20 protein-coding genes and 1 tRNA gene are annotated in these 26,285 nt (G+C 49.2%); 10 read left to right on the forward strand and 11 right to left on the reverse strand.

Annotated elements, in window-relative coordinates; translation table 11 throughout:
* Nucleotides 1–217: 217 nt before the first annotated feature.
* Genes ACTHTG_RS08595 through ACTHTG_RS08605 form a run of 3 tightly spaced genes read left to right on the forward strand, consistent with a single transcriptional unit; the run spans nt 218 to nt 3,704 of the window.
* The gene (locus ACTHTG_RS08595) at nt 218–1,528 is read left to right on the forward strand and encodes a paraquat-inducible protein A (RefSeq protein ID WP_079453990.1); all 1,311 of its coding nucleotides are present in this window, start codon (nt 218–220) and stop codon (nt 1,526–1,528) included.
* Nucleotides 1,525–3,186, forward strand: coding sequence for an intermembrane transport protein PqiB (gene pqiB / locus ACTHTG_RS08600; protein ID WP_049344638.1), 1,662 nt, complete (start codon nt 1,525–1,527; stop codon nt 3,184–3,186). Before ACTHTG_RS08595 ends, pqiB begins: the two co-directional genes overlap by 4 nt.
* Entirely contained in the window at nt 3,186–3,704 is a 519-nt protein-coding gene (locus tag ACTHTG_RS08605) for a PqiC family protein (RefSeq protein ID WP_004520659.1), read from the forward strand. Before pqiB ends, ACTHTG_RS08605 begins: the two co-directional genes overlap by 1 nt.
* Nucleotides 3,705–3,761: 57 nt before the next feature.
* On the opposite strand, the gene ACTHTG_RS08610 is transcribed toward ACTHTG_RS08605, so the two are convergent.
* A complete protein-coding gene (locus ACTHTG_RS08610; RefSeq protein ID WP_004520658.1) occupies nt 3,762–4,472 on the reverse strand; it encodes a GrxB family glutaredoxin in 711 nt (236 codons plus the stop codon).
* Nucleotides 4,473–4,559: 87 nt separating this feature from the next.
* Here ACTHTG_RS08610 and ACTHTG_RS08615 point away from each other — a divergent pair, with 87 nt between their 5' ends.
* From ACTHTG_RS08615 to putA, 4 genes are all read left to right on the forward strand, one after another.
* Nucleotides 4,560–6,773 (forward strand): RelA/SpoT family protein, encoded by a 2,214-nt coding sequence (locus tag ACTHTG_RS08615; protein WP_004520657.1) that lies wholly within the window; start codon nt 4,560–4,562, stop codon nt 6,771–6,773.
* Between the two features lie 198 nt (nt 6,774–6,971).
* Nucleotides 6,972–7,766 (forward strand): formate/nitrite transporter family protein, encoded by a 795-nt coding sequence (locus tag ACTHTG_RS08620; protein ID WP_004520655.1) that lies wholly within the window; start codon nt 6,972–6,974, stop codon nt 7,764–7,766.
* A 452-nt stretch (nt 7,767–8,218) separates the two neighbouring features.
* The gene (gene putP / locus ACTHTG_RS08625) at nt 8,219–9,745 is read left to right on the forward strand and encodes a sodium/proline symporter PutP (protein WP_049336262.1); all 1,527 of its coding nucleotides are present in this window, start codon (nt 8,219–8,221) and stop codon (nt 9,743–9,745) included.
* A 223-nt stretch (nt 9,746–9,968) separates the two neighbouring features.
* Nucleotides 9,969–13,574 (forward strand): bifunctional proline dehydrogenase/L-glutamate gamma-semialdehyde dehydrogenase PutA, encoded by a 3,606-nt coding sequence (gene putA, locus ACTHTG_RS08630; RefSeq protein WP_308538407.1) that lies wholly within the window; start codon nt 9,969–9,971, stop codon nt 13,572–13,574.
* A gap of 57 nt (nt 13,575–13,631) precedes the next feature.
* On the opposite strand, the gene nth is transcribed toward putA, so the two are convergent.
* The 4 genes from nth to ACTHTG_RS08650 all read right to left on the reverse strand — a co-directional run bounded on the left by nth (nt 13,632) and on the right by ACTHTG_RS08650 (nt 17,897).
* Entirely contained in the window at nt 13,632–14,261 is a 630-nt protein-coding gene (gene nth, locus ACTHTG_RS08635) for an endonuclease III (RefSeq protein ID WP_049323145.1), read from the reverse strand.
* Between the two features lie 136 nt (nt 14,262–14,397).
* A complete protein-coding gene (gene nhaC, locus ACTHTG_RS08640) occupies nt 14,398–15,777 on the reverse strand; it encodes a Na+/H+ antiporter NhaC (protein ID WP_440360642.1) in 1,380 nt (459 codons plus the stop codon).
* A 180-nt stretch (nt 15,778–15,957) separates the two neighbouring features.
* On the reverse strand, nt 15,958–16,581 hold the full coding sequence (locus ACTHTG_RS08645; protein ID WP_004520649.1) for an alpha/beta fold hydrolase: 624 nt from the start codon (nt 16,579–16,581) through the stop codon (nt 15,958–15,960).
* A gap of 92 nt (nt 16,582–16,673) precedes the next feature.
* Nucleotides 16,674–17,897: a sugar MFS transporter gene (locus ACTHTG_RS08650; protein ID WP_004520648.1), complete on the reverse strand. Its 1,224-nt coding sequence runs from the start codon at nt 17,895–17,897 to the stop codon at nt 16,674–16,676.
* Nucleotides 17,898–18,171: 274 nt separating this feature from the next.
* Here ACTHTG_RS08650 and ACTHTG_RS08655 point away from each other — a divergent pair, with 274 nt between their 5' ends.
* Nucleotides 18,172–18,585, forward strand: coding sequence for a YqaA family protein (locus ACTHTG_RS08655; RefSeq protein ID WP_004520647.1), 414 nt, complete (start codon nt 18,172–18,174; stop codon nt 18,583–18,585).
* A gap of 65 nt (nt 18,586–18,650) precedes the next feature.
* Here the strand turns inward: ACTHTG_RS08655 and ACTHTG_RS08660 are convergent, their stop codons facing one another.
* The 4 genes from ACTHTG_RS08660 to ACTHTG_RS08675 form a co-directional block, all read right to left on the reverse strand.
* Nucleotides 18,651–19,844: an amino acid aminotransferase gene (locus tag ACTHTG_RS08660; RefSeq protein WP_070588069.1), complete on the reverse strand. Its 1,194-nt coding sequence runs from the start codon at nt 19,842–19,844 to the stop codon at nt 18,651–18,653.
* A 97-nt stretch (nt 19,845–19,941) separates the two neighbouring features.
* Nucleotides 19,942–20,592 (reverse strand): HAD family hydrolase, encoded by a 651-nt coding sequence (locus ACTHTG_RS08665; RefSeq protein WP_004520645.1) that lies wholly within the window; start codon nt 20,590–20,592, stop codon nt 19,942–19,944.
* 69 nt (nt 20,593–20,661) lie between these two features.
* On the reverse strand, nt 20,662–21,606 hold the full coding sequence (locus tag ACTHTG_RS08670; protein WP_004520644.1) for a cation diffusion facilitator family transporter: 945 nt from the start codon (nt 21,604–21,606) through the stop codon (nt 20,662–20,664).
* Between the two features lie 15 nt (nt 21,607–21,621).
* Nucleotides 21,622–22,452: a ferritin-like domain-containing protein gene (locus ACTHTG_RS08675; protein ID WP_004520643.1), complete on the reverse strand. Its 831-nt coding sequence runs from the start codon at nt 22,450–22,452 to the stop codon at nt 21,622–21,624.
* Between the two features lie 289 nt (nt 22,453–22,741).
* On the opposite strand from ACTHTG_RS08675, the gene lolA reads away from it, so the two are divergent.
* On the forward strand, nt 22,742–23,362 hold the full coding sequence (gene lolA / locus ACTHTG_RS08680) for an outer membrane lipoprotein chaperone LolA (RefSeq protein ID WP_004520641.1): 621 nt from the start codon (nt 22,742–22,744) through the stop codon (nt 23,360–23,362).
* Nucleotides 23,363–23,455: 93 nt separating this feature from the next.
* Here the strand turns inward: lolA and glmM are convergent, their stop codons facing one another.
* Entirely contained in the window at nt 23,456–24,793 is a 1,338-nt protein-coding gene (glmM, locus tag ACTHTG_RS08685; protein ID WP_004520640.1) for a phosphoglucosamine mutase, read from the reverse strand.
* Between the two features lie 216 nt (nt 24,794–25,009).
* Nucleotides 25,010–25,876, reverse strand: a complete 867-nt coding sequence (locus tag ACTHTG_RS08690; RefSeq protein ID WP_070503767.1) for a c-type cytochrome — start codon at nt 25,874–25,876, stop codon at nt 25,010–25,012.
* Nucleotides 25,877–26,161: 285 nt separating this feature from the next.
* Here ACTHTG_RS08690 and ACTHTG_RS08695 point away from each other — a divergent pair.
* Nucleotides 26,162–26,237, forward strand: a tRNA-Arg gene (locus tag ACTHTG_RS08695).
* Nucleotides 26,238–26,285: the final 48 nt, after the last annotated feature.

Raw genomic sequence — 26,285 nt, forward strand, 5'->3', positions numbered from 1 at the left:
TATTTTTAATATAATAACAATAAACCAAACTAAGACCTATTAATAAAATTTAACAGCCCATAGCAATAACCTTCTAAACCCTTTTCAAACTTTTCAGACGGCCCAAACCTTATTAAGCAGCTGCCATTCAATCAAATATCGACCTAAATTTGAGCTATCCTTCTGTTTTCCTTTATAATGCGACACTCTTTGCACCTTCTTTATCCCCTGCCGAACCATGAAACGGATTCCTGCCTACCATCGTTGGTGGCGCTACAAGTCTTATCTTCCTGATGCGACGCTGCCTGCACATACGGTGGAATGCCCGGATTGCGGCTGCCGTATGGATATTCCGCGCCTGCGTCAGGGACAGGAAGCGCATTGTCCGGTATGCAACCATGAAATTGTGGAAGTAGAAAACAATCCGTATATCGCGCCGATTGCCTATGCGCTGACAACCTTGATTCTGATGGCTTTCGCCTACAATATGGTGTATATCCGTGTGGATTTGTTCGGCGTGACATCGATTTTGTCGTTGCCGCAAATGATGCGGCTTTTGATTTCGCTGGATTATGGTTTTCTGGCGGAAGTGATGTTTATCCTCACCTTCGGCGCGCCTTTACTGTTTTTACTGCTCTGCCTGTATGTTTATACGGCTTTGATACGCGAAAAGGCCTACCCTGCGCTGCGCTTTGCGACGCGTGTATTGGTGCGGTTACGTCATTGGATCATGGTGGATGTGTTTTTCATTTCCACTTTGGTGGCGTATATCAAGCTCTCGTCCGTTGCTACAGTAGAGTTCGGCTCGGCGTTTTACCTGATGTTTCCGTTGTCGGTCATGCTGATTCGGACTTCGGTATCGATTCCGCAGCATTGGGTTTATTATAAGATTCACCGTTTAACCGGCGGCCATGCGGTTCAGACGGCCACTGAAGACAAAATCTGTTGCAGCCGCTGCCTGTATTTCCGCAATAAAAACGAGCAACCTTGCGGCGTATGCGGTGCAGACTTATACCGCCGCCGCCCGAAAAGTCTGAGCATTTCGCTGGCGTTTTTAATGGCGGCGTTTATCCTGTATTTCCCTGCCAACATCCTGCCGATTATGATTTCGTCCAATCCGACGGCTTTGGAGATCAACACGATTTTCAACGGCATTGTTTATATGTGGGACGATGGCGATCGGTTGATTGCCGTGATTATCTTTAGTGCCAGTATTATGGTGCCGGTTTTGAAGATTATTGCGATGGCGGTTTTGATTTATTCCGCATACTTCAAACCCGTGATGAGCGCGGAAAAGATGTCGGTTTTGTATCGGATCACCGAATCCATCGGCCGCTGGTCGATGATTGATATTTTTGTGATTATTATTTTGATGAGTTCGTTCCACACCAATATGGCGCGCGTCGTGCCGGGTGGTGCGGCGATTTACTTCTGCCTGGTTGTTATTTTGACCATGCTTTCGGCCTATTATTTCGATCCCCGTCTGATTTGGGACAAGCAACAGCAGCTTTCAGACGGCCTTGATTCTGAGCAGACCTTAAAACAATGAAAAAACACGATTCTTCACCCAATTATCACGCCCCGGCGCGTGTCAAGAAAACCAATGTCTTCACGTCTATCGTGTGGCTGATTCCGCTGATTGCGCTGATTGCCGGCGGCTGGCTTTTGGTTAAAGACATCCGCAACCGCGGCCCTGTCGTTACGCTGTTGATGGACAGTGCCGAAGGCATCGAAGTCAACAACACCATTATTAAAGTGTTGAACGTCGATGTCGGACACGTTACCCGCATCAAATTGCGCGACGACCAAAAAGGCGTGGAAGTCACTGCACAGCTCAGCGCCGATGCCAAAGACCTTATCCGCAGCGATACCCAATTTTGGGTGGTCAAACCACGTATCGACCAAAGCGGCGTTACCGGCTTGGGAACCTTACTTTCCGGCTCATATATCGCATTCACACCAGGCAAAAGCCAAGAAACCAAAGATGTATTTGTCGTCCAAGACATTCCACCGATTGCCGCCATCGGTCAAAGCGGCCTGCGCCTGAATTTGATCGGCAAAAACGACCGCATCCTCAACGTCAGCAGCCCGGTTTTGTATGAAAATTTTATGGTCGGCCAAGTAGAAAGCGCGCATTTCGACCCGTCCGACCAAAGCGTGCATTACACCATTTTCATCCAAAGCCCCAACGACAAACTGATTAATTCCGCCAGCCGTTTTTGGCTGGAAAGTGGCATCAATATCGAAACCACAGGCAGCGGTGTCAAACTTAACTCCGCCCCTCTGCCTGCCCTGCTGTCCGGTGCGATTTCCTTTGACTCGCCTAAAACAAGCGACAGCAAAAACGTCAAAAGCGAAGACAGCTTCACGCTTTATGACAGCCGCAGCGAAGTGGCCAATCTGCCTGACGACCGCTCGCTGTATTACACTGCATTCTTCAAACAATCCGTACGCGGCCTGACTGCCGGTTCGCCTGTCGAATACAAAGGCCTGAATGTCGGCGTGGTTTCCGATGTCCCTTATTTCGACCGCAATGACAGCCTGCACTTATTTGAAAACGGTTGGATTCCCGTGCGTATCCGCATCGAGCCTTCCCGTTTGGAAATCAATGCCGACGAGCAAAGTAAAGAACATTGGAAACAACAATTTCAGACGGCCCTAAACAAAGGCCTGACCGCCACCATCTCCAGTAACAACCTGCTGACCGGCAGCAAAATGATTGAGTTGAACGATCAGCCTTCCGCCTCGCCTAAGCTGCGACCGCATACCGTTTATGCAGGCGATACCGTTATCGCAACCCAAGGCGGCGGTTTGGACGATTTGCAGGCAAAAGTGGCCGACTTGTTAGATAAGTTCAACAATCTGCCATTGGATAAAACCGTTGCCGGCTTGAACGGTTCGCTTGCCGAACTCAAGTCCACACTCAAATCTGCCAATGCCGCCCTAAGCTCTATCGACAAACTGGTCAGCAAACCGCAGACACAAAACATTCCGAACGAGTTGAACCAAACCCTGAAAGAGTTGCGTCAAACCCTGCAAGGCGTATCGCCTCAATCGCCTATCTACGGCGACGTACAAAATACGCTGCAAAGTTTGGACAAAACCTTAAAAGACGTTCAACCCGTGATTAATACTTTGAAAGAAAAACCCAACGCGCTGATTTTTAACAGCAGCAGCAAAGACCCTATCCCGAAAGGAAGCCGATAATGCGCCTCTTCCCGATTGCCGCCGCCCTGACGCTTGCCGCCTGCGGCACTGCGCAAAGCACACAATATTTCGTCCTACCCGACAGCCAGTACATCCGTCCGGCTGCACAAGGCAACGAAATCGCGGTCAAAGTCAACCTTGCCGAACCGCTTGCCAACGGCGGCCTCGTTTACCAAACCGATGCCTATCATGTGAATCTGGCGAAAAACCACCTTTGGGCGGCTCCGCTCGATGGTGCATTGGCGGCAAACCTCAGCAACAAGCTCAACCGCCTCAATCCGCATCGCACCTTTGTGCCTGCTTCACGTAGCCAAAGCAGCCAAACCCTGAAAGTCTATATCGAAGCCTTCCAAGGCAGCTATCAGGGGCAGACCACCATCAGCGGTTATGCACAATGGCCGGACGGACGCAGCAAACCGTTTAACGCCATCACGCCGCAACAAGGCGACGGCTATACCGCCATGCTCGAATCGTTGGAAAACGGTTTGTCACAGGTTGCCGATACGATTGCCTATTAAACCCAAAGGCCGTCTGAAAAAACTTTCAGACGGCCTTTTTTATGTTTCAAACATTCATCACAACGCGCGGTCAAAATACAAAGCCACGCCGGAACGTTCGCTCATCGCCAACAAATAATCCATCAATTTCTGCGGCCATTGGATACCACGCACAACGGTCAGGTTGCGCAAAATAGGGAACGTCAGGATATCTTCCAAACTGATTTCACCGCCCAAGCCTTCGCCTTCGCACACCAGCGCTTCCAGCTCTGCCAAGTCTTGATGCAGACGCTCCAGATATTGTGCCGTTTTATTCAGATTAGTCTCGAAATTGCCGATACTTTTCTCTTTTTTGTCGATAAAGTATTTTTTCGCTTCATCGGTCTCAAATTCGGGCAAACCAATTTTGACCATGCGCGGCTGTACCAGTTTGTTATTGTATTCACCCACTTTGTCCAACCAAGCCTGTACTTCTGGACGAACTTCTTCTTTCAGACGGCCTTGATCGATGTAACGGACAATATCCAAACTCTCGCCCATAAACGAACCGTCTTCTTTTTGCAGAATCGGCACTTGTTTTGAGCCAATCATGCCAATCGGTGTAGTTTCGTCATCGTTAGCCAAGACAACTTCCTCCACCGCCACATCGCGCAAGCCGAAAATCATCCTTGCACGAACGCAAAACGGGCAATGGTCGTAAATATACAGTTTCATCGAAATACTCCTTAAAATTTCAAAACGGTTAACCATAACACCCAAGGCCGTCTGAAACAAGGCTTCCTGAAACATAGTGCCACATTCGCATACAAATCTAGGGCTGTCGGCAATAAACTGTTACAATGGCAACGTTTTTATCAAAAAGAAAAAACGCACGCCATGACCACTATTCGCCAAACGCCCCAAACATCGAGTGCAACGCTGGAAGGCCTCCTCGCTTGGTTCGACGGCTATGTTGCCGCGCTGCCCGATTCCGATAAAAACCTGATTCAGACGGCCTTTGACTTAGCTAAAGAACATTACCCCGCCGATGCCCTAACGACTTACGGCGAGCCATTAATGGAACATTTTCTCGGCTCGATGCAAATCGTCAGCGAACTCGACCTCTTGCCTGATGCCGTGGCGGCTACGATTTTGTCCGACATCGGCAAATACGTTCCCACTTGGCAAGAATTGGTTACCGAACGCTGCAACAGCACCGTTTGCGAGCTGGTCAAAGGTGTGGACGAAGTGCAGAAACTGACCCAATTCGCCCGCGTGGATAGCCTTGCCACGCCGGAAGAACGCAGCCAACAGGCCGAAACCATGCGTAAAATGCTGTTGGCGATGGTTACCGACATCCGCGTCGTCCTGATCAAACTGGCGATGCGTACGCGCACCCTGCAATTTTTAAGCAACGTTCCTGACAATCCTGAAAAGCGCGCCGTTGCCAAAGAAACCCTCGACATTTTTGCCCCGCTCGCCAACCGCCTGGGCGTGTGGCAACTCAAATGGCAGCTCGAAGACTTGGGCTTCCGTCATCAAGAGCCGGAAAAATACCGCGAAATCGCCCTACTTTTGGACGAAAAACGCACCGAGCGCCTCGAATACATCGAAAACTTCCTCAATATCCTGCGTACGGAACTGAAAAAATACAATATTCATTTTGAAGTTGCCGGAAGACCGAAGCACATCTACTCCATTTACAAAAAAATGGTGAAGAAAAAGCTCACTTTCGACGGCCTGTTCGACATCCGTGCCGTACGGATTTTGGTGGACACCATTCCCGAGTGTTACACCACCTTGGGCATTGTCCACAGCCTCTGGCAGCCGATTCCGGGCGAGTTCGACGACTATATCGCCAACCCAAAAGGCAACGGCTATAAAAGTTTGCACACTGTCATCGTCGGCCCGGAAGACAAAGGTGTGGAAGTCCAAATCCGCACCTTCGACATGCACCAATTCAACGAATTCGGTGTTGCCGCCCACTGGCGTTATAAAGAAGGTGGCAAGGGTGATTCCGCCTATGAACAGAAAATCGCTTGGTTGCGCCAACTCTTGGACTGGCGCGAAAACATGGCCGAAAGCGGCAAAGAAGACCTTGCCGCCGCTTTCAAAACCGAGCTGTTCAACGACACGATTTATGTTTTGACTCCGCACGGCAAAGTCCTCTCCCTGCCTACGGGCGCCACCCCCATCGACTTTGCCTATGCCCTGCACAGCAGCGTAGGCGACCGTTGCCGCGGCGCAAAAGTCGAAGGACAAATCGTGCCGCTGTCAACGCCGTTGGAAAACGGACAACGCGTTGAAATCATTACCGCCAAAGAGGGAAATCCTTCCGTCAACTGGCTCTACGAAGGCTGGGTCAAATCCAACCGCGCCATCAGCAAAATCCGTGCCTATATCCGCCAGCAAAATGCAGATACCGTGCGCGAAGAAGGCCGCGCCCAATTGGACAAACAGTTGTCAAAAATCTTCCCAAAACCCAATCTGCAAGCATTGGCGGAAAAACTCGGCTTCAAAAAAACCGACGAACTCTATACGGCCATCGGTCAGGGCGAAGTTTCCAACCGCGCCATCCACAAAGCCTGCGGCGCGCTGAATGAACCGCCTCCCGTGCCGATTGATGAAACCAATATCGTCAAGCAGTCCAAAATCAAAAAAGGCGGCAAAAATGGCATTTTGATTGACGGCGAAGACGGCCTGATGACCACGCTTGCCAAATGCTGCAAACCAGCACCTCCTGACGACATTATCGGTTTCGTTACACGCGACCGCGGTATTTCCGTCCATCGCTGCACCTGCCCTTCTTTCCGCCACCTCGCCGAGCAGGCTCCGGAAAAAGTGTTGAATGCAAGCTGGGCAGCCTTGCAAGAAGGACAAGTATTTGCCGTCGATGTCGAAATCCGCGCTCAAGACCGCTCCGGTTTGCTGCGCGACGTTTCGGATGCGCTGGCGCGTCATAAACTCAACGTTACCGCGGTGCAAACCCAATCGCGCGATTTGGAAGCCAGTATGCGCTTTACCCTTGAAGTCCGCCAAGTCAACGACCTGCCGCGCGTATTAGCCAGCTTGGGCGACATCAAAGGCGTTTTAAGCGTAACGCGCTTATAATTCCCATTCCCCCATCTAAAGGCCGTCTGAAAGTATTGCTTTCAGACGGCCTTTCACACATCGGCTGCCAATATATAACCTACGCTTCTATCCTTACAATCAGCCGTTATTTCCTGTTTGCCATATTCTCAGGCAAACTCGCCATCCGCATGATAAAGAAAGATATTTTTATTCTTATATTAACCTTAAGGAAACTTCATGGACACACGAGACCTGTTCCCTCATGAAATTTTGCAGGACGCCATCGGCAAAAGTTGCGCCAAATCTGAATTCAGCATCAAGATGTTGGTGATTTTGAGTTTCTTGGGCGGCGGTTATGTCGGCTTCGGTTATCTTGCCTGCCTGCGCGTCATCAGCGGCATTCCTGCCGAATGGAACGGTCTGGCCGCCCTGTTGGGCGCATCCGTGTTCCCTATCGCACTGATTTGTATCTTAATCGGCGGCGGCGAGTTGGCAACAGGCAATATGATGATTATGGCTTTGGGCAGATTAACCGGCCGTGTCAGCACCTACAAACTGGTACGCAACTGGCTCATTGTCAGCTTGGGCAATCTGGCAGGCGCCGTTGCCATGGCCTATTTCCTCGGCCACTACGTTGGCCTTGCCGAAGGACCGGCCGCAGCGAAAACCATTGCCATTGCCGAAGCTAAAGTCAATATGGACTTCGGCCGCGCATTCGTTTCTGCCATCGCATGTAACTGGATGGTGTGTATGGGCATCTGGTTTTACTTCGGCGCACGCCATACTTCAGGACGAATCTTAGCCATGTGGTTCCCTGTTATGATCTTCGTATTAATCGGCTTTCAACACTTTGTTGCCAATATGTTCATCATTCCGGCCGGCATTTGGGCGGGCGCAAACGTCAGCTGGGGTCAATTTTTCTACAATATGATTCCCGTTTTCTTAGGCAACGTCCTGGGCGGGTCATCCTTTGTCGCAGCCTCTTATCTCTTTGCTTACAAACACTTACTAAAAGACGATTTTTCTATTTAATGTAGTCTTTTTTTCTAAAAATCCCGTATTTGCCCGACACAGATACGGGGTTTCTGCACAAGGCCGTCTGAAAGTCCAAGTCGTTTAATTACTTTTTCTCTTTAATCCCCAAAAAACATCAGGAAAGATAGTTTCACACACTTTCCTTCGTCATCATCAGTAAAAATTTATATATTTTTATGTTTTTAAATGACTTAGCCAAAAGGCGGCATCAATTTCGAATAAAGGCTGAGTTCTTCGCTTTGCAAAAGCGACTTTTTACGGTATGCTGGTTTAAATTATTTACAATTTAATGCATTAAAATTTCGTATTTTATTGTATTTGAAAATAATTTATCCTGTCTCTCTCGCAAAAAACAGGATTTTTAAGCTGTATTTTTATTAGAAAAAAGTTTGGGTATGAATTGCTTGCAATTTCAAACCCGTTTTAAAAGTTAGATGAGGAATAAGTACATGAATCCCATGTATATCACTTTCGCGATCTATTTGGTCGCCGTATTACTGATCGGCCTCGCCGCCTATTTTTCAACACGAAACTTCGACGACTACATTCTCGGCGGCCGCAGCTTAGGTCCGTTCGTGACCGCGATGTCTGCCGGTGCTTCCGATATGTCAGGTTGGCTTTTGATGGGTTTGCCAGGTGCCATTTACCTGAGCGGTTTGAATGAAGCTTGGATTGCCATTGGTCTGATTGTGGGTGCATACCTCAACTGGCTCTTGGTTGCAGGCCGTTTGCGCGTGCATACCGAATACGCCAACAACGCACTGACGCTTCCTGATTACTTCTTCCACCGCTTCGGTGCCGGCGGTCACTTGATGAAAGTGGTTTCCGCACTGATTATCTTGTTCTTCTTCACTATTTACTGTGCTTCAGGCATCGTAGCCGGTGCTACCCTGTTCCAAAGCCTGTTCCACGGTATGTCTTACACTCAAGCCATGTGGCTGGGTGCCGGCGCGACCATCGCCTACACTTTCTTGGGCGGTTTCTTGGCAGTAAGCTGGACCGATACCCTGCAAGCTTCTTTGATGATTTTTGCATTGGTACTGACTCCTGTCATGGTGTACTTGGGTTTGGGCGGTGCTGATCAAATGAACGCTGCCATCCAACAAGTTGCCGCTTCTACCGGTAAAGAATACGGCAGCCTGTTTGCCGGTACTACTTTCATCGGCATTATCTCTACCGCCGCTTGGGGCTTGGGCTATTTCGGCCAACCACACATTTTGGCCCGTTTCATGGCTGCTGAAAGCGCTAAATCTCTGGTTTCTGCACGCCGTATCGGTATGACCTGGATGGTTCTGTGTATGGCCGGTGCCGTGGCTGTCGGCTACTTCGGTATCGCTTACTTCGGCGCCAACCCTGCCCACGTTGATGAAATGAACGGCAACCACGAACGTATCTTCATCGCTTTGGCTACCCTGCTCTTCAACCCTTGGATTGCCGGTATCATCTTGAGCGCGATTCTCGCCGCCGTAATGTCTACCCTGTCTTGCCAATTGTTGGTTTGCTCCAGCGCGATTACCGAAGACTTCTATAAAGGCTTCCTGCGTAAAAAAGCACAACAAGCTGAATTGGTATGGATTGGCCGTCTGATGGTATTGGCGATTGCCGTGATTTCCATCCTGATTGCTTCTGATCCTGAAAGCAAAGTATTAGGCTTGGTAGCTTACGCATGGGCTGGCTTTGGTGCCGCATTCGGCCCGGTCGTTATCCTGTCTGTACTGTGGAAACGCATTACTGCCTACGGCGCACTCTCCGGCATGATTGCAGGTGCACTGACTGTAGTAGTTTGGGCTGAGTGGATCAAAAAACCTGCTTTGGCCGCACAAGAAACAGGTTTCGCTACTGTCTATGAAATCGTCCCCGGCTTTATCATTTGCACACTCGTGATTGTTTTGGTGTCCCTGATCGACAAAAAACCTTCACGCGAATTGCAAGAACGTTTCGAAAAAGCAGACGCAGAATACCGCGCCTCTAAATAAGACGTTTTCAGACGGCCTGCATGATTCCGTGCAGGCCGTCTTTACGACATAAACTGTTTCAAAATAATCTGAGCCTTATCAGAAAAAACAGCAATTTATGCGGATGCATCTTGTATCCGCATCATAATTTTATTACGATATTACTATCCTTCAGAATGCTTGTTTTAGCAGTCTTAATTCAGGCCGTCTGAAACCATGAAAAAACCTTTGGAGAACATAAATAATGTTTAACTTCGCTTTTCCAACACAAACTCCTCTGCGTCAAGCTGTAACTGATGCCTACCGCCGCGATGAAATCGAGGCCGTTCAGGATATGTTGCAACGTGCACAGATGACCGACGAAGAACGCAATGCCGCCTCCGAGCTTGCCCGTCGTTTGGTTACTCAAGTCCGCTCCAGCCGCACCAAAGCAAGCGGCGTAGATGCCTTGATGCACGAGTTCTCTCTCTCCAGTGAAGAAGGTGTTGCACTGATGTGTCTGGCCGAAGCCCTGCTGCGTATTCCGGATAATGCAACCCGTGACCGCCTGATTGCCGACAAAATCTCTGAAGGCAACTGGAAAAGCCACTTGAACAATAGCCCTTCCCTCTTCGTTAACGCGGCTGCATGGGGTCTGCTGATTACCGGCAAACTGACCGCGACAAACGACAAACAGATGAGTTCCGCATTAAGCCGTCTGATCAGCAAAGGTGGCGCACCTCTGATCCGTCAAGGTGTGAACTACGCCATGCGCCTGTTGGGCAAACAGTTCGTAACCGGCCAAACCATTGAAGAAGCGCTGCAAAACGGTAAAGAGCGCGAGAAAATGGGTTACCGCTTCTCTTTTGATATGTTGGGTGAAGCCGCATACACCGAAGAAGATGCCAACCGCTACTACAACGACTACGTTCAAGCCATTCACGCCATCGGTAAAGATGCCGCAGGCCAAGGCGTTTACGAAGGCAACGGTATCTCCGTTAAACTTTCCGCCATCCACCCACGCTATTCACGCGCCCAACACGAACGCGTTATGAGCGAATTGTTGCCACACCTGAAAGAATTGTTCCTTTTGGGTAAAAAATACGATATCGGTATCAACATCGATGCCGAAGAAGCCAACCGTCTCGAATTGTCTTTGGACTTGATGGAAGCTTTGGTTTCCGATCCTGACTTGGCCGGCTACAAAGGTATCGGTTTCGTTGTTCAAGCCTACCAAAAACGTTGCCCGTTCGTTATCGACTATCTGATCGACCTGGCACGCCGCAACAACCAAAAACTGATGATCCGTTTGGTTAAAGGTGCATACTGGGACAGCGAAGTGAAATGGGCTCAAGTAGACGGCATGGAAGGCTATCCGACTTACACCCGTAAAGTCCATACCGACATCTCCTATCTCGCCTGCGCACGCAAACTCTTGGATGCGCAAGATGCCGTGTTCCCACAATTTGCCACCCACAACGCCTACACTTTGGGCGCAATCTACCAAATGGGTAAAGGCAAAGACTTTGAACACCAATGTCTGCACGGCATGGGCGAAACCCTGTACGACCAAGTGGTCGGCCCGCAAAACTTAGGCCGTCGCGTACGCGTGTATGCCCCGGTCGGCACACACGAAACCCTGCTTGCCTACTTGGTACGCCGTCTGTTGGAAAACGGGGCGAACTCTTCTTTCGTGAACCAAATCGTTGACGAAAACATCAGCATCGACCGCCTGATTAAGAGCCCGTTCGACACCATCGCCGAACAAGGCATCCACCTGCATCCGGCATTGCCTCTGCCGCGCGATTTGTATGGCAAAGGCCGTCTGAACTCCCAAGGCGTCGATTTCAGCAACGAAAACGTATTGCAAAACCTGCAAGAAAAACTCAACCAAGCTTCTTCCGAAGACTTCCACGCCGCGTCTATCGTTAATGGCGAAGCGCGTAACGTGGGCGAAGCGCAACCCGTCCGCAACCCTGCAGACCACAACGATGTTGTCGGCACTGTCAGCTTTGCCGATGCGGCATTGGCTCAAGAAGCTATTGGTGCAGCCGTTGCCGCCCTGCCTGAGTGGAGCGCCAAACCTGCTTCAGAACGCGCCAACTGCCTGCGCCGTTTTGCCGATTTGTTGGAACAACACACGCCTGCATTGATGATGCTGGCCGTCCGCGAAGCCGGTAAAACCCTGAACAACGCCGTTGCCGAAGTACGCGAAGCCGTTGACTTCTGCCGCTACTATGCCAACGAAGCTGAGAACACCCTGCCTAAAGATGCCAAAGCCGTCGGCGCAATCGTTGCCATCAGTCCATGGAACTTCCCATTGGCCATCTTTACCGGCGAAGTGGTTTCTGCATTGGCAGCCGGTAACACCGTTATTGCCAAACCTGCCGAACAAACCAGCCTGATTGCTACTTACGCCGTTTCCCTGATGCATCAAGCCGGTATTCCGACTTCTGCACTGCAACTCGTACTCGGCGCAGGCGATGTCGGCTCTGCCCTGACCGGCGATGCCCGCATCGGCGGCGTGATCTTTACCGGTTCTACCGAAGTAGCGCGCCTGATCAACAAAGCCCTGTCCAAACGCGACGACAGCCCTGTCCTGATTGCCGAGACCGGCGGTCAAAACGCGATGATCGTGGACTCTACCGCCCTGCCGGAACAAGTCTGCCTCGACGTATTGAATTCTGCCTTCGACAGCGCGGGCCAACGTTGTTCCGCCCTGCGTATCTTGTGTGTTCAAGAAGATGTTGCCGATAAAATGGTCAACATCATCAAAGGTGCAATGGACGAATTGGTTGTCGGCAAACCGACCCAACTGACCACAGACATTGGCCCTGTCATCGATGCTGAAGCCCAACAAAACCTGTTGGCCCACATCAACAAAATGAAAGGCGTAGCAAAGGCTTACCACGAAATCAAAACTGCCGCCGACGTTGATGACAACAACTCTACCTTCGTTCGTCCAATCCTGTTTGAATTGAATAACCTGAACGAGTTGCAACGCGAAGTGTTCGGTCCTGTACTGCACGTTGTCCGCTACCGCGCCAGCGAATTGGATCAACTCATTGACCAAATCAACGCCAAAGGCTATGCTCTGACCAGCGGTGTACACAGCCGTATCGAAGGCACTGTTGACCATATCCGCGACCGCATCGAAGCTGGTAACATCTACGTTAACCGCAACATCGTTGGTGCTGTTGTCGGCGTACAACCTTTCGGCGGTCACGGCTTGTCCGGTACCGGTCCAAAAGCAGGCGGTTCATTCTATCTGCAACGCCTGGTTCGTACTCCTGAATGGGTTGCCCCAACCCTCAGCCGAATCGGCCAAGCAGACGAAGACGCGCTCAAACGTTTGGAAACCCTGGTTCACAAACTGCCGTTTAACGCAGAAGAGAAAAAAGCCGCAGCCGCAGCTTTGGGTCACGCACGCGTCCGTACCCTGCGCAAAGCCGAAACCGTATTGGTCGGCCCGACCGGCGAACGCAACTCATTGAGCTGGCGCTCTCCAGAACGTGTTTGGGTACATGGCGGCAATCTGCTGCAAGCCTTCTCTGCCCTGACCGAGCTGGCAGCCGCAGGCATCCAAACCGTTGTTGAGCCAAACAGCCCACTGGCTTCCTACTCAGCCGATTTGGACGGTTTGTTGCAAGTCAACAGCAAACCCGAAAACGCAGGCATCAGCCATGTTGCCGCTATCGAGCCTTTGAGCAGCGAGCGCAAACAAGAGTTGGCCGGCCGCGACGGTGCGCTCATCCGCATCCTGCCTTCTGAACAAGGTCTGGATATCCTGCAAGTATTTGAAGAAATCTCTTGCAGTATCAATACTACCGCTGCCGGTGGTAACGCCAGCCTGATGGCAGTTGCCGACTAATCGTAGCCAAATCAAAGGCCGTCTGAAATTCAGACGGCCTTTTTTATGTTTTTTTATTTACATTTTTGCCGGATATTCGCACAAATCGTTAATCAAACATTTGCTGCATTGCGGTTTCAAAGCCTTACACGTATAGCGGCCATGCAAAATCAACCAGTGATGGGCATCCATCAAAAATTCTTTGGGAATAAAGCGCATCAGCTTGTCTTCAACTTCACGCACATCCTTGCCCGGCGCGATTTTGGTGCGGTTGGCCACACGGAAAATATGGGTATCGACCGCCATAACAGGTTGCCCGAATGCAGTATTCAACACCACATTGGCTGTTTTACGGCCAACACCGGGCAAAGATTCCAAAGCCTCTCGGTCGGCAGGTACTTCACCGTTATATTTCTCCAGCAAAATACGGCAAGTCTGCATGATGTGTTTGGACTTGGTTTTGTAGAGGCCTATGGTTTTGGTGTATTCCATCACGCCGTCCAGCCCCAAATCCAACATAGCTTGCGGCGTATTGGCAACGGGAAAGAGTTTGGCAGTCGCTTTGTTCACGCCGACATCAGTTGCTTGTGCAGACAATAAAACGGCGATAAGCAGCTCAAATGGCGAGCTGAAATTCAACTCGGTAGTCGGATGAGGATTGGCAGCGCGGAAACGCTCGAAAATTTCTTGGCGGATTTGTTTGTTCATTGTTTGGATTATTTTTTTATTGGCGCAGCAATTATAGTGAAATCATGTTGATACGGCTACTTTAAGTAAACAAGGCCGTCTGAAGTTGTTTTCAGACGGCCTTGTTTTATAAAAGCATTGCTATTTTAAATGCTGTTTACTTCTTACTCAAAGTCAGTCCTGTCCAGCCAAACACCAGCGTCAGAGCCAAGCTCAAGTAGCAGAAGAAGGCGTAAGGCAGATATTCCCAAACGGGCACACCCAAGGCATGGCTGATAAATACGCCGCAGACGCTCCAAGGCACCAACGGGTTGATGACAGTACCCGCATCTTCAAGCGTACGGGCAAGGTTGCGCGAATGCAGACCAAGCTTGTCATAAACCGGCTTAAAGGTTTCGCCGGAAAGCAGAATACTCAAATATTGCTCGCCAATCAGGAAGTTAACACCAACCGATGTCATGGCCACGCTGAAAGTAGCGCGTCCGGCATTGGTCAGGAACGCACGAATGGCCTCCAACAAAGACGGAATCACACCGATGCTAAACAACAGGCCGCCCAAGCTCATGCCGATTATCACAATAGTTTGCGTAAAGAACATGCTTTCCAAGCCGCCGCGAGAAATCAAACGGGCAATGTCTTTAAATGCTTCGCCTTCGAGTTTGTATCCGCCGTAAAACCACGCGCCCAGCTGTTTCAAATCAGGCGTACTATGGAAGTAAGTCACAATCAGCGCCACCACAACGGTAAACAACATGGCCACAATGGCATTGACGCGCATCAGGGCGAGGACAACCAGCAAGGCAAACGGAATCAGCGAATAGGCATGCACCAAACCGGTTGCTTCCAATTGCGCGCGGAAAGCTTCGACGCTGTTCATATCATGCGCGGCAACATTAGGCAAGAGCCACAACATCAATGCTGCACTGATCAACCACGCAGGCACAGTGGTGTACATCATGTTTTTGATGTGTTCGAACAAATCAATGCCGACAATCGAAGCGGAAATACCGGTCGTATCGGAAAGCGGCGACATTTTATCGCCAAAGAACGCACCCGACACAATCGCACCTGCCGTCATCGCCATATCGGCATGAAACGCAGCCGCCATACCCATAAATGCCACGCCGACAGTTGCACAAGTCGTCAAACTACTGCCGATGGAAATACCGATGACCGAGCAAAGCGCAAACGCCGAGAAATAAAAATAAGTCGGCGAAATCAATCCGAAACCGTAATACATCAGCGTCGGAATCGCACCACTCATCATCAGCGCGCTGACCATCAGGCCGATAAAGAAAAACAGATAAATCGCGCCCATGCCCTGCCCGACCGCGCCGATCATACCGTTTTGCATGTCTTGATATTTCAAGCCACGCATCAAACCGTACAAAAGCAAGACCACGATCGCCGTCACAATCGACATATGCGGCAGCCATTCAAGCGAAATAATCGTATAACCCATTGCTGCCACCAAAGCTAAGGCCACCGCAATGGCCTCAAAGCGCGGCATATTAAGTAAGGATTTGAAAGCAAACATTGTTCTTTGCCTTTTAAATAAGTACTTAACAGATTTTAGCATAACAGGCCGTCTGAAACCCGATTCTCAGACGGCCTGCCTGTTATTTTATAAAAACAGCTCCAGTAAAACTGCGACACTTTCTTTAAAATATATTAAATTATTAACATTAAATACTTTTAAATTAGAATAAATGAAATTTTATTGCTTTTTAAAACGTCCATCATGCAAAAATGCCACCACTTGCTCGACCGTTTTACGGTTAAACAACATACCGCTATGGCTGACAGGCAAAACGACATGATCACGCATATTCGGACAATGCGTTTCGCTGACCAAAACCGTACCATCATGTTCACCATGCAAACCTAAAACACGGCCCAGCCCATACGGTTTATTGCCGGCGATACTGCCCAACTCAACGCATTCTGGCAATTCAGGCATACTGCCGTCCAAAGCGCCTTTATACGAGCCGCCCAATACCGGCTTTTGCAAACCCAAATTGAGCACACGTTGCGCAGCCCGGCTGCCTTGGTGCGGCGTACCCATAGTAACGATACGGCCGCTGACTTTATTCGGATATGCAGCCGCAAAATTGCGTAAGACCAACCCGCCCAAACTATGGCCGACAAAGTGCAGTGTTTCATCAGCATGGTTCTCATCAATCCATCGCGCCAAATCTTCAACATGTCGGTTCATCGAATGCAAAACACTGTAATAATCGAACAGCGCAACTTCAAAACCTTCTTGTTCCAGCAAATACGCCAGCGGTTTCATTACCCATGAATGCATGTGCAAGCCATGCAGCAAAATGATTTTGGCCATTTTTTCCTCCTGTCATTTAAATCATTATGCCACAAAGTAAAAAGGCCGTCTGAAATCCCATAAGGTTTCAGACGGCCTTTTATCATGATGGATTATTCGTCAGCTTTATAGCCTTTTATAGCAAAGAAGACGATGTATACATAACAAATCGCCGATACAACGAAAGAAATCATCAGGCCGTAAGTATCTGCAGCCCAACCTTGTACCACAGGCACAACCGCACCGCCGACAATCGCAGTACACAATACGCCGGAAGCGCTGCTGGTAAATCGACCCAGACCTTTGGTTGCCAAAGAGAAAATGGTTGGGAACATGATGGAGTTGAAGAAGCCGATAGCCAACAATGCCCACATCGCAATATCCGCACTGGCTTTACCTGCCAACATAGCAACGCCCAACAAGGCAACAGCAGCAGTAGCGTTAAATGCCAAATAGCGGTTAGGCGCAATTTTCGCCATGATGGCAGAGCCTAAGAAACGGCCGACCATCGCGCCGCCCCAGTAGAACGACAAATATTTCGCGGCAGATGCGTGGTCCAAACCTTTCAGATAGCCCAACACGCTGACCAATAAAGAACCGATGGATACTTCCGCACCGACATAACAGAAAATACCGGCCGCACCAAAAACCAAATGACGGTATTGCCATACGCTGTGTTTGCCATCATGGTTGTGTTCGCTCTCTTCTTCAGCAATTTTGTTTGCGTCAGGCAGACGAATCATTTTGACGAATACAGCCAAAATAATCAGCAGACCGGCCAAACCTAAATATGGAATTTGAACAGAAGAAATTTGCTCGGCTTTGCTGACAGTTTGTGTCGCATCAGCCAAAATCAGGAATGCGCCGATTTGCGGAGCAATGGTCGTACCCAAAGAGTTAAATGCCTGAACCAAAGTCAGTGTTGCAGATTCTTTACCCGGTTTGGACAGCAAAGTCACATAAGGGTTACCCGCCACTTGCAACAGTGTTACACCTGAAGCCAAAATAAACAATGCACCCAAAAAAGTTGCATAAGAATGACTGCCAGCAGCAGGATAAAAGAGTAGACAGCCGATGGCAGTCAATACGAAGCCGCTAATCACGCCGTTTTTATAGCCGATTTTGCCGACCAAATAGCCCATCGGGATCGACATAATCGCATAAGCGGTAAAGAAACAGAATTGAATCAGCATCGCCTGAACATAAGTTAGGTCGAAAATATCTTTCAAATGCGGAATCAAAATATCATTCATGCAGGTAATGAAACCCATCATGAAAAAGAGTGTGGTTAGGACAACCAGCGCAGGAGTATGATTTTGTTGTGAATGCGCAGACATGATTTGCCTTTCGTTTTGTTAAGATTTGCTGGAAAAATGAGCTTAAATCAGTTCATTAAACTTAACACCCATTAACAGCCGCCCGTATCATACTGATAATCCGTCACTTTGAAAACTATTTTCTAACAGCCGACTACATTATCCTTCAGACGTTTAATTTTAAAAATTTCAATAATATTGGATTTATCTTTTATTAGATTAAAAAATAAAGGCATAATCCTCTTACTAAGCCTATTATTTCTTTTTTACAATATCACTTGATGTAACTCAAAACATGCCACCTCTTTACGCTTACCTTGCCCTGATTGCTTCTGCCTTCACTTCAGCCACACTACTTCCGGGTACATCCGAGGCGGCATACGCCGCATTTGTGTACCAATATCCGCAACATGCCCTCGGCGCATGTTTGTGTGCCGGTTTGGCGAATGGCTTGGGCAGTATGGTTTCGTATTACATGGGCAGAATGTTTCCGGCCAAGAAAAGGCCGTCTGAAAAAGTATTGGCGCGTATACAAAGATGGGGAATTTGGCCGCTATTATTTGCATGGTTGCCGATTATCGGCGATGCCCTCCCCCTTGCCACAGGCTGGCTCAGGCTTAATGCTTTGCATTGCGCCATCATTCTGATTGCAGGCAAACTGCTGCGCTATGCCATGATTTATTGGGGAATGAACATAGTTGCCGGATAAGTTTCCACAGTCAAAAATAAAGGCCGTCTGAATGATTCAGACGGCCTTTGCCTTTAATTCGACAATTACAAGACTTTCACAATACTTTCGCACAGGTAGTCGATATTGTCATCGGTAATGCCTGCAACATTAATGCGGCCGGAACGGACGGCATAAATGGCAAACTCGTTTTTCAAACGGTCAACTTGTTCGGGAGTCAAGCCGCTGAAAGAGAACATACCGTTTTGTTCGATAATGAAATCAAAGTCTTGGGTTGCACCTTTGGCCTTGAGCAACTCAACAAATTTTTGGCGCATGGCTTTGATGCGGCCGCGCATTTCATCAAGTTCGGCAATCCATTGTGCTTTCAAATCATCATTTTTCAACACCAGCGCAATGGTGTTCGCACCGTGTGAAGCTGGGTTGGAATACAAGGTACGGATGATGGTTTTGACTTGGCTGTGGGCGCGGGCTGCAGTTTCTTCATCTTCGGCCACCAAAGTGAACGCGCCGACGCGCTCGTTGTACATACCGAAGTTTTTGGAATAAGAACTGGCAATCAGCAATTCTGTATTGTGTTTCAAGAACACGCGCAAGCCGTAGGCATCTTCTTCCAAGCCATTGCCGAAGCCTTGGTAGGCAAAGTCAAACAGTGGCAACCAGCCTTTTTCGGCAGAAAGTTTTGCCAAAGTTTCCCATTGTTCGGGCGTAGGGTCGATGCCGGTAGGGTTGTGGCAGCAGCCGTGCAGCAGGACGATGTCGCCTTTTTGCGCTTGGCTCAAGTCTTCAATCATGCCATCCCAATCCAAACCGTGTTTGGCGGCATCATAGTAACGATACGGTTTGTCTTGGATACCGACCGCTTTGGCGATGGCGTTGTGGTTAGGCCAAGTCGGATTGGAAATCCAGATGGTTTGCGCGTTCAACTGACGTTTGGCAAATTCGGCCGCAATGCGCAATGCACCTGTACCGCCAAGGCTTTGCGCTGTTTTGGCGCGACGGCTGGCAATGATTTCGTGGTCTTTACCAAATAACAGGATTTGGGTTTGCTCGTTGTAATCGGCAACGCCGTCGATGGTCAGGTAATTTTTAGTTGTCTCGCTTTCCAACAGGCGTTTTTCAGCCTCTTTGACGGCTTTGACAATAGGCGTTGCGCCGGATGCGTCTTTGTACACGCCGATACCGAGATTGACTTTTTCGGGACGGGTTTCGGCTTTAAACGCTTCGCCCAAACCTAAAATCGGATCAGCAGGAGCTGCTTCGATATGCTTGAAGAACATGATTTTTCTCTTTACAAGTGTAAAACGGTTGAAAAAATACAAATTTGTGTAATTTTACGCCGTTTCAGGCCGTCTGAAAACGGATTATTACAGGGTTTTAACGCAAGATTGCCAACAAATCCAAAGGTGTGGCAATACGGAAATCGGCGAACCAGTTTTCGGTTTGGTCTTCGGCAGAAATATAACCCCAATCGGCAAGCACGGTTATCATTCCTGCATTTTTGCCTGCCTGCATATCGCGCTCGGCATCGCCGACATAAAAACATCGCTGCGCCTCAACGCCAATCTGTTCGCACGCATAAAACATAGGCTTCACGCTGGGCTTGGGTTCATCGCAGGTATCGCCGCTGACAATGACGGCGGGAGGCGCGGCAAACCCGAGCTTAGGCACGAGGACATCGGTAAAACGCATGGGCTTGTTGGTAATAATGCCCCATTGGATACCGCGTTGAACTAAGGCTTCCAACATTTCGTTTACGCCGTCGAACAAAATGGTTTGATCGGCATAACAGCGGCTGTATTCATCCAAAAACTCTTTACGCCATTGCATATAGTCCGGATGGTCGGGCGTAATGCCTGCACCAAGTTTGAGCAAACCGCTCGCACCGTGGCTGGCCTGCGGACGGATTTCATCCATGCTTTTTTCTGGCAAACCGTGTCGGCGCAATACCGTGTTGAGCGCACCACCCAAATCAAGTGCGGTATCGGCAAGCGTGCCGTCAAGGTCGAATAATACGGCTTGGGTCATAAGTATTCCTTTGATGATTTTAGAAGGCCGTCTGAACAATCCAACAAGTTTCAGACGGCCTGAATATGGTTAATGGTGATGGTGTTCGTGCATTTCCTGCGAACACAAAACTTCATCTTTATGCGGATGCTGTTCGCTTTCAATCTGAATCGTACAATGCCCGATGTTATGATGCGCCAATTCATGTTCGATGCGGTAGGCGATTTGTTCGGACTCTGCAACCGTCATGTTGCCATCTACGACAATATGGCAGGATAAAACGTGGATATTGCTGGTAATCGTCCAAACATGCAAGTCGTGAACGGATTTTACGCCCTCCATATTGCGGATAACGCTGAGCAACTCATCGGTATGGATGTTTTCCGGCGCGCCTTCCATCAAAATGTGCAAAGTCTGTTTAAACAGCTTCCAGCCGCTGCACCCTACCAAAGCCGCCACCAATACGCTGGCAACCGTATCCGCCCATTGCCAGCCATACGCCATCATCAGTACCGCTGCGACAATCGCCCCTATCGAGCCGAACAAATCGCTGATTACGTGCAGATACGCGCCGCGCATATTGACGTTTTCTTCGGTATCGCTATTCTTCAACATATAAACGGCGACACCGATGTTGACCAGCAATCCGATGATACTAACCACCAACATGCCACCCGTCAAAATTTCCGGCGGATAAAACAATCGTTTGACTGCTTCATAAAAAATCATCGCCGCAATCAACACCAGCGATAATCCGTTAAACATCGCCGTCAAAATTTCAAAACGCTTGTAACCGAATGTCTTTTGCAGCGTGGTCTGTTTCTCGCCAAGTTTGAATGCCCACAATGCCACGCCCAGCGAAAACGCATCGCTGAACATATGCCCCGCATCGGAAAGCAGGGCCAAAGAGTTGGTCAGCCAGCCGCCGACCGCCTCAACCAGCATAAATCCGGCAATGACGAAAAAGGAAATACGCAATACCTGCTTATTAGCGGTATGCGTGTGCGCGTGCGAATGATCGTGATGATGTGCCATAATGATTTTACCGTTTCAGACGGCCTTTTTATCCTGTTTCAAACTTTTCTCAAAATCTTCCAACATATCCAGCTCAAAACGGCTGAATCCTGCGCGTTCCCGTGCTTCGATATTGACGTAGCCGCGGAAGATAAACATATCGTAACGCGCAATCAGGCTGCGGAACAGTGCAACCGGTTCCAGACCGCGCTCACGGCAAAGATGCTGATACCAATGATTGCCGATGGCGACATGCCCCACTTCATCGCGATAAATAATATCCAACACATCGCAGGTTTCCACATCGCCGCGCTGTGCCACTTTTGCACGAATACCCGGCGTGACATCCAAACCGCGCGCTTCCAACACCCGCGGCACCAAAGCCATGCGCAATAAGGGATCGTAAGCAGTTTTATACGCCATATCCCACAAATGCCCGTGCGCTTCAAAATCGCCGTAATCGTAGCCCAAGCTGTTCAGACGGCCACGCATCAAGCCGAAGTGAAACACTTCTTCTTTCGCCACCCTTACCCAATCGCGTACAAACTGAAACGGCATATTGCGAAAACGATACGCCGCATCCAAAGCCAGATTAATCGCATTAAATTCAATGTGCGCAATCGCATGCAACATGGCCGCATAGCCTTCGACCGTATTCATCTTGCGCGGCGTAACTTCCGAAGGCGCAACCAAACACGGACGTAACGGATGACCGGCAAAACGGCAATCCACGGGTTTCGACTCATCAACCGTCAAACCTTCCGCCTCGCCCAAATGCGCAAACAAGGCCTGCGTCAACCTTCCCTTTTCATCCGGATTGTCCGACAGCAAAGCCTGTTCCAATAAAGGATAAGGATTCAGATACATACAAAACCATTGTTTTAAAAAGATAAATATTATAACCGTTTTAAAAAGCAAACAGAAAGACTATAATTTCACGCTTTCCGTAAAATGACATTAAATACCACACCAAACCATCGTGTGCTTCATTAAAAAAACGTCAAAACCAAATGCAGGCCGTCTGAAGAAATGAAATTATTTCAGTCACTTGATTGGATTTTTCATATTTACACAAATTAAACCCTCCATTCAGCCCCTTGCCTGTTACACCATAACGTCTATACTGAACCCATCTCTCCGAACAAGGAACCAAAACATGAAAACTACCCGACTGTTCACCCTGACCGCTGCCGCGCTGCTTTCTTCAGCTATCGGCTTTGCACAAGCCGACGCAGTGGACGCCCTGAAAAAATTCAATAATGACGCCGACGGTATCAGCGGCAACTTCAGCCAAACCGTTCACAGCAAAAAGAAAACCCAAACCACACACGGTACATTCAAAATCCTGCGCCCTGGCTTGTTCAAATGGGAGTACACCAAACCCTACAAACAAACCATCGTCGGCGACGGCAAAACCATTTGGCTCTATGACGTAGATTTGGCACAAGTAACCAAGTCCTCACAAGACCAAACCATCGGCGACAGCCCTGCCGCCATCCTCTCCAACAAAACGGCATTGGACAGCAGCTACACGCTGAAAGAAGACGGTTCTGCCAACGGTATCGACTACGTTTTGGCTACACCTAAGAAAAACAACGCCGGCTATCAATACATCCGCATCGGCTTCAAAGGCGACAACCTCGCCGCCATGCAGCTGAAAGACAGCTTCGGCAACCAAACCAGCATCAGCTTCAGCGGTTTGAACACCAAGCCTAACCTTTCCAGCGGTATGTTCAAATTTACCCCTCCTAAAGGCGTTGATGTCTTGAGCAACTAAGCTTCTAATGAAACACAAAGGCCGTCTGAACAACAGACGGCCTTTTATAACAGACGGCCTTTTATTTAGTTCAATTCAAAATCAAACACACTGTTACTTTTGACCTTGAATGGCCGCGGCAATTTTTTCTGCGCCTTTTTTCGCCCAGTCTGCCTGCTTGGCTTCCACCATCACGCGCACGACAGGCTCGGTACCGGATGCGCGCAAGACCACGCGGCCTTTGCCTTCGAGTTCTTTTTCCACTTCAGCCAAAGCCTCTTTGGAAGCGTCCTGCCAGTTTTGGCCTTTTTTGATGCGGACGTTGATCATGGTTTGCGGATACGGCTGCCAATCGGCGCAAACGGTGGCAAGGTCTTGATTCAAGGTTTGCAATGCGGCCAAAACTTGCAGCGCGGAAATGATGCCGTCACCGGTATTGTGTTTGTCCATACACAAAATATGACCGCTGGCTTCGCCGCCAATCAGCCAACCGCGTTGGTGGAGCTGTTCCAACACATAGCGGTCGCCCACTTTGGCGCGGCAGAAATCAACGCCCTGCTCTTTCAAAGCAACTTCCATCGCCATATTGGTCATTACCGTACCCACCACGCCGCCGATCTCCACGCCTTCGTGCGCGCGTGCTTTGGCAATCACATAAATCAAGCTGTCGCCGTCATACACTTTGCCATTGCGGTCAACCATCATCAAACGGTCGCCATCGCCATCCAAGGCAATGCCGTAATCGGCTTCATTTTGCAACACAGCCGCTTGCAAAGCTTTCGGATGGGTCGCACCACATTTCTCATTGATGTTGTAGCCGTTTGGCTCATCACCGATGCTTACTACTTGCGCACCCAATTCGTGGAATACTTTAGGCGCAACTGCATAGCCCGCACCATTGGCGGTATCGACCACCAATTTCAGACCGCGCAAGTCCAAATGGCTTGGGAAAGTGGATTTACAGAACTCGATATAGCGGTCATCCGCACCATTAATCCGGCGCGCACGGCCTAAACGGCTGGATGGCTGTGTTTTCATTTCCTCATCGATTTTGGCTTCGATTTCCAATTCGATTTCATCGCTCAACTTCACACCGCCTTCGGCAAAGAATTTAATGCCGTTGTCAGAATAAACGTTATGGGACGCAGAAATCATCACACCGGCAGATAAACGCAAAGCACGGGTCAGATACGCTACGCCCGGGGTTGGCAGAGGGCCGGTTTGAATAACGTTGACACCGGCAGCAGTAAAGCCGGCAATCAGCGCGGCTTCCAGCATATAGCCTGAAATACGCGTGTCTTTACCGATCAAGACGGTTGGTTTGATTTCGCCTTCGTGCTGCACCAAAACCTGACCTGCCGCATAGCCTAATTTCAGGACAAAATCAGGATTGATAGGAAACTGACCGACTTCGCCGCGCACACCGTCAGTACCGAAATATTTTTTTGCCATGAGATAACTCCGTGATTGTTTTGTCGTATGTGAATATGGTTGAACTTCTTTAAAAGAATCTTGATTGTATTCGAAGGCCGTCTGAATCTTTCAGACGACCCTTGATCATGAGAATAATTTACTACTTCAGTATTATAGCAAGATCCAGATTTCCTGCACGAAAAAAGCGCATCCTTTTGCAGAATGCGCTTCCTATTCGAGATTCAAAATCAAATCTTAGAATTTAGCACCAGACTGATTAGCCATGTAATCAACTGCAGCTTTCACTTCATCATCGCTCAGGCTGCCGTTACCGCCTTTGGCAGGCATTGCGTTAAAGCCTTCGAGTGCGTGTTTGTGCAGGGTGTCTTTACCTTGTTTGATACGAGGAGCCCAGTCTTCTTTTTTACCTACATGAGGAACACCTGGAACTGCACCGCCGTGACATGCTTGGCAGTTGGCTTCGTAAACTTTTTTGCCGTCTGCGCCACCGGCTGCTGGAGCTGCCGCACCTTTGTCATCTGCTTTGGCCACATCTGCTTTAGGGGCTTCTGCAGGAGCTGCACCTTCAGCCGCCGGAGCTGAAGCGGCTTCACCGGAAGCGGCTGCATCGGCAGGAGCTGCGGCATCAGGATCAGGGAAAGTACCGCCGGCTTTGTTGGCCATATAAGTAATGGCGCGTTTCAATTCTTGATCGGTCAAATCAGCCGCACCGCCTTTGGCAGGCATTGCGTTGAAACCATTCAGAGCGTGTTGGAACAAGGTATCGAAACCTTGTGCAATGCGAGGCGCCCAATCGCCTTTGTTTTCAAATTTAGGCGCGTTAGGAACGATGCTGTCTGCCGCGTGACATTGAATACAGATTTTGTTGAAAATCTGATCGCCTTGACGCTCGCCGACTGGAATACCATCGCCCAATTTCAGTTGGCCGACTGGCTGGATACGGGTTTGAGTCGCAGCTTCGGTTGTTTCGGCAACATCGCCGAATGAACCGCTTCCCGCCAGTTTGATCAGGAAGTAAATCACTGCAATGACAATAACGATACCGCTCACAAGGGTGAACAATGCAGAGCCTTGGGCTTTGTGGTCGCGGAGTTGTTTCATTTGGTAGGCCTCGCCGTTAGGTTAGGTTGTGCTGTAAGTTATAGTTTATGTGTTAAACGCAGTTAACAATATTTTGCTGGATTATACTGAATTCGCAAAGGCTTTCCAATCCATCTTGAGAAAAAGATACGCAAAAATCCTCAAAAGGCCATCTAAATTCTGCTAAGCCTTTGTAGTTAATTGATTATTCCAGCTATGCAAAAAAGTGACCGCCAATGCCACTTTCAGACACTTTCAAGATAAACTTTGCCAATAAAGCCAATATGCGTTAACCTTACGGCTTTCGCACCCATAGCTCAGTTGGAAGAGTGTCAGTTTCCGAAGCTGGAGGTCACAGGTTCGATCCCTGTTGGGTGCGCCAATTATAAATAGGCCGTCTGAAAGATGAAAATTTTTCAGACGGCCTTTT

It is taken from the genome of Neisseria sp. P0017.S009 (genome assembly GCF_051957375.1).
Classification (GTDB): domain Bacteria; phylum Pseudomonadota; class Gammaproteobacteria; order Burkholderiales; family Neisseriaceae; genus Neisseria; species Neisseria perflava.

Bases quoted from the DNA above. Each gene is read 5' to 3' on its own strand.
- ACTHTG_RS08595 (WP_079453990.1), top strand. From the start codon at position 218: ATGAAACGGATTCCTGCCTACCATCGTTGGTGGCGCTACAAGTCTTAT.
- pqiB (WP_049344638.1), top strand. From the start codon at position 1,525: ATGAAAAAACACGATTCTTCACCCAATTATCACGCCCCGGCGCGTGTC.
- ACTHTG_RS08605 (WP_004520659.1), top strand. From the start codon at position 3,186: ATGCGCCTCTTCCCGATTGCCGCCGCCCTGACGCTTGCCGCCTGCGGC.
- ACTHTG_RS08610 (WP_004520658.1), bottom strand. From the start codon at position 4,472: ATGTTTCAGGAAGCCTTGTTTCAGACGGCCTTGGGTGTTATGGTTAAC.
- ACTHTG_RS08615 (WP_004520657.1), top strand. From the start codon at position 4,560: ATGACCACTATTCGCCAAACGCCCCAAACATCGAGTGCAACGCTGGAA.
- ACTHTG_RS08620 (WP_004520655.1), top strand. From the start codon at position 6,972: ATGGACACACGAGACCTGTTCCCTCATGAAATTTTGCAGGACGCCATC.
- putP (WP_049336262.1), top strand. From the start codon at position 8,219: ATGAATCCCATGTATATCACTTTCGCGATCTATTTGGTCGCCGTATTA.
- putA (WP_308538407.1), top strand. From the start codon at position 9,969: ATGTTTAACTTCGCTTTTCCAACACAAACTCCTCTGCGTCAAGCTGTA.
- nth (WP_049323145.1), bottom strand. From the start codon at position 14,261: ATGAACAAACAAATCCGCCAAGAAATTTTCGAGCGTTTCCGCGCTGCC.
- nhaC (WP_440360642.1), bottom strand. From the start codon at position 15,777: ATGTTTGCTTTCAAATCCTTACTTAATATGCCGCGCTTTGAGGCCATT.
- ACTHTG_RS08645 (WP_004520649.1), bottom strand. From the start codon at position 16,581: ATGGCCAAAATCATTTTGCTGCATGGCTTGCACATGCATTCATGGGTA.
- ACTHTG_RS08650 (WP_004520648.1), bottom strand. From the start codon at position 17,897: ATGTCTGCGCATTCACAACAAAATCATACTCCTGCGCTGGTTGTCCTA.
- ACTHTG_RS08655 (WP_004520647.1), top strand. From the start codon at position 18,172: ATGCCACCTCTTTACGCTTACCTTGCCCTGATTGCTTCTGCCTTCACT.
- ACTHTG_RS08660 (WP_070588069.1), bottom strand. From the start codon at position 19,844: ATGTTCTTCAAGCATATCGAAGCAGCTCCTGCTGATCCGATTTTAGGT.
- ACTHTG_RS08665 (WP_004520645.1), bottom strand. From the start codon at position 20,592: ATGACCCAAGCCGTATTATTCGACCTTGACGGCACGCTTGCCGATACC.
- ACTHTG_RS08670 (WP_004520644.1), bottom strand. From the start codon at position 21,606: ATGGCACATCATCACGATCATTCGCACGCGCACACGCATACCGCTAAT.
- ACTHTG_RS08675 (WP_004520643.1), bottom strand. From the start codon at position 22,452: ATGTATCTGAATCCTTATCCTTTATTGGAACAGGCTTTGCTGTCGGAC.
- lolA (WP_004520641.1), top strand. From the start codon at position 22,742: ATGAAAACTACCCGACTGTTCACCCTGACCGCTGCCGCGCTGCTTTCT.
- glmM (WP_004520640.1), bottom strand. From the start codon at position 24,793: ATGGCAAAAAAATATTTCGGTACTGACGGTGTGCGCGGCGAAGTCGGT.
- ACTHTG_RS08690 (WP_070503767.1), bottom strand. From the start codon at position 25,876: ATGAAACAACTCCGCGACCACAAAGCCCAAGGCTCTGCATTGTTCACC.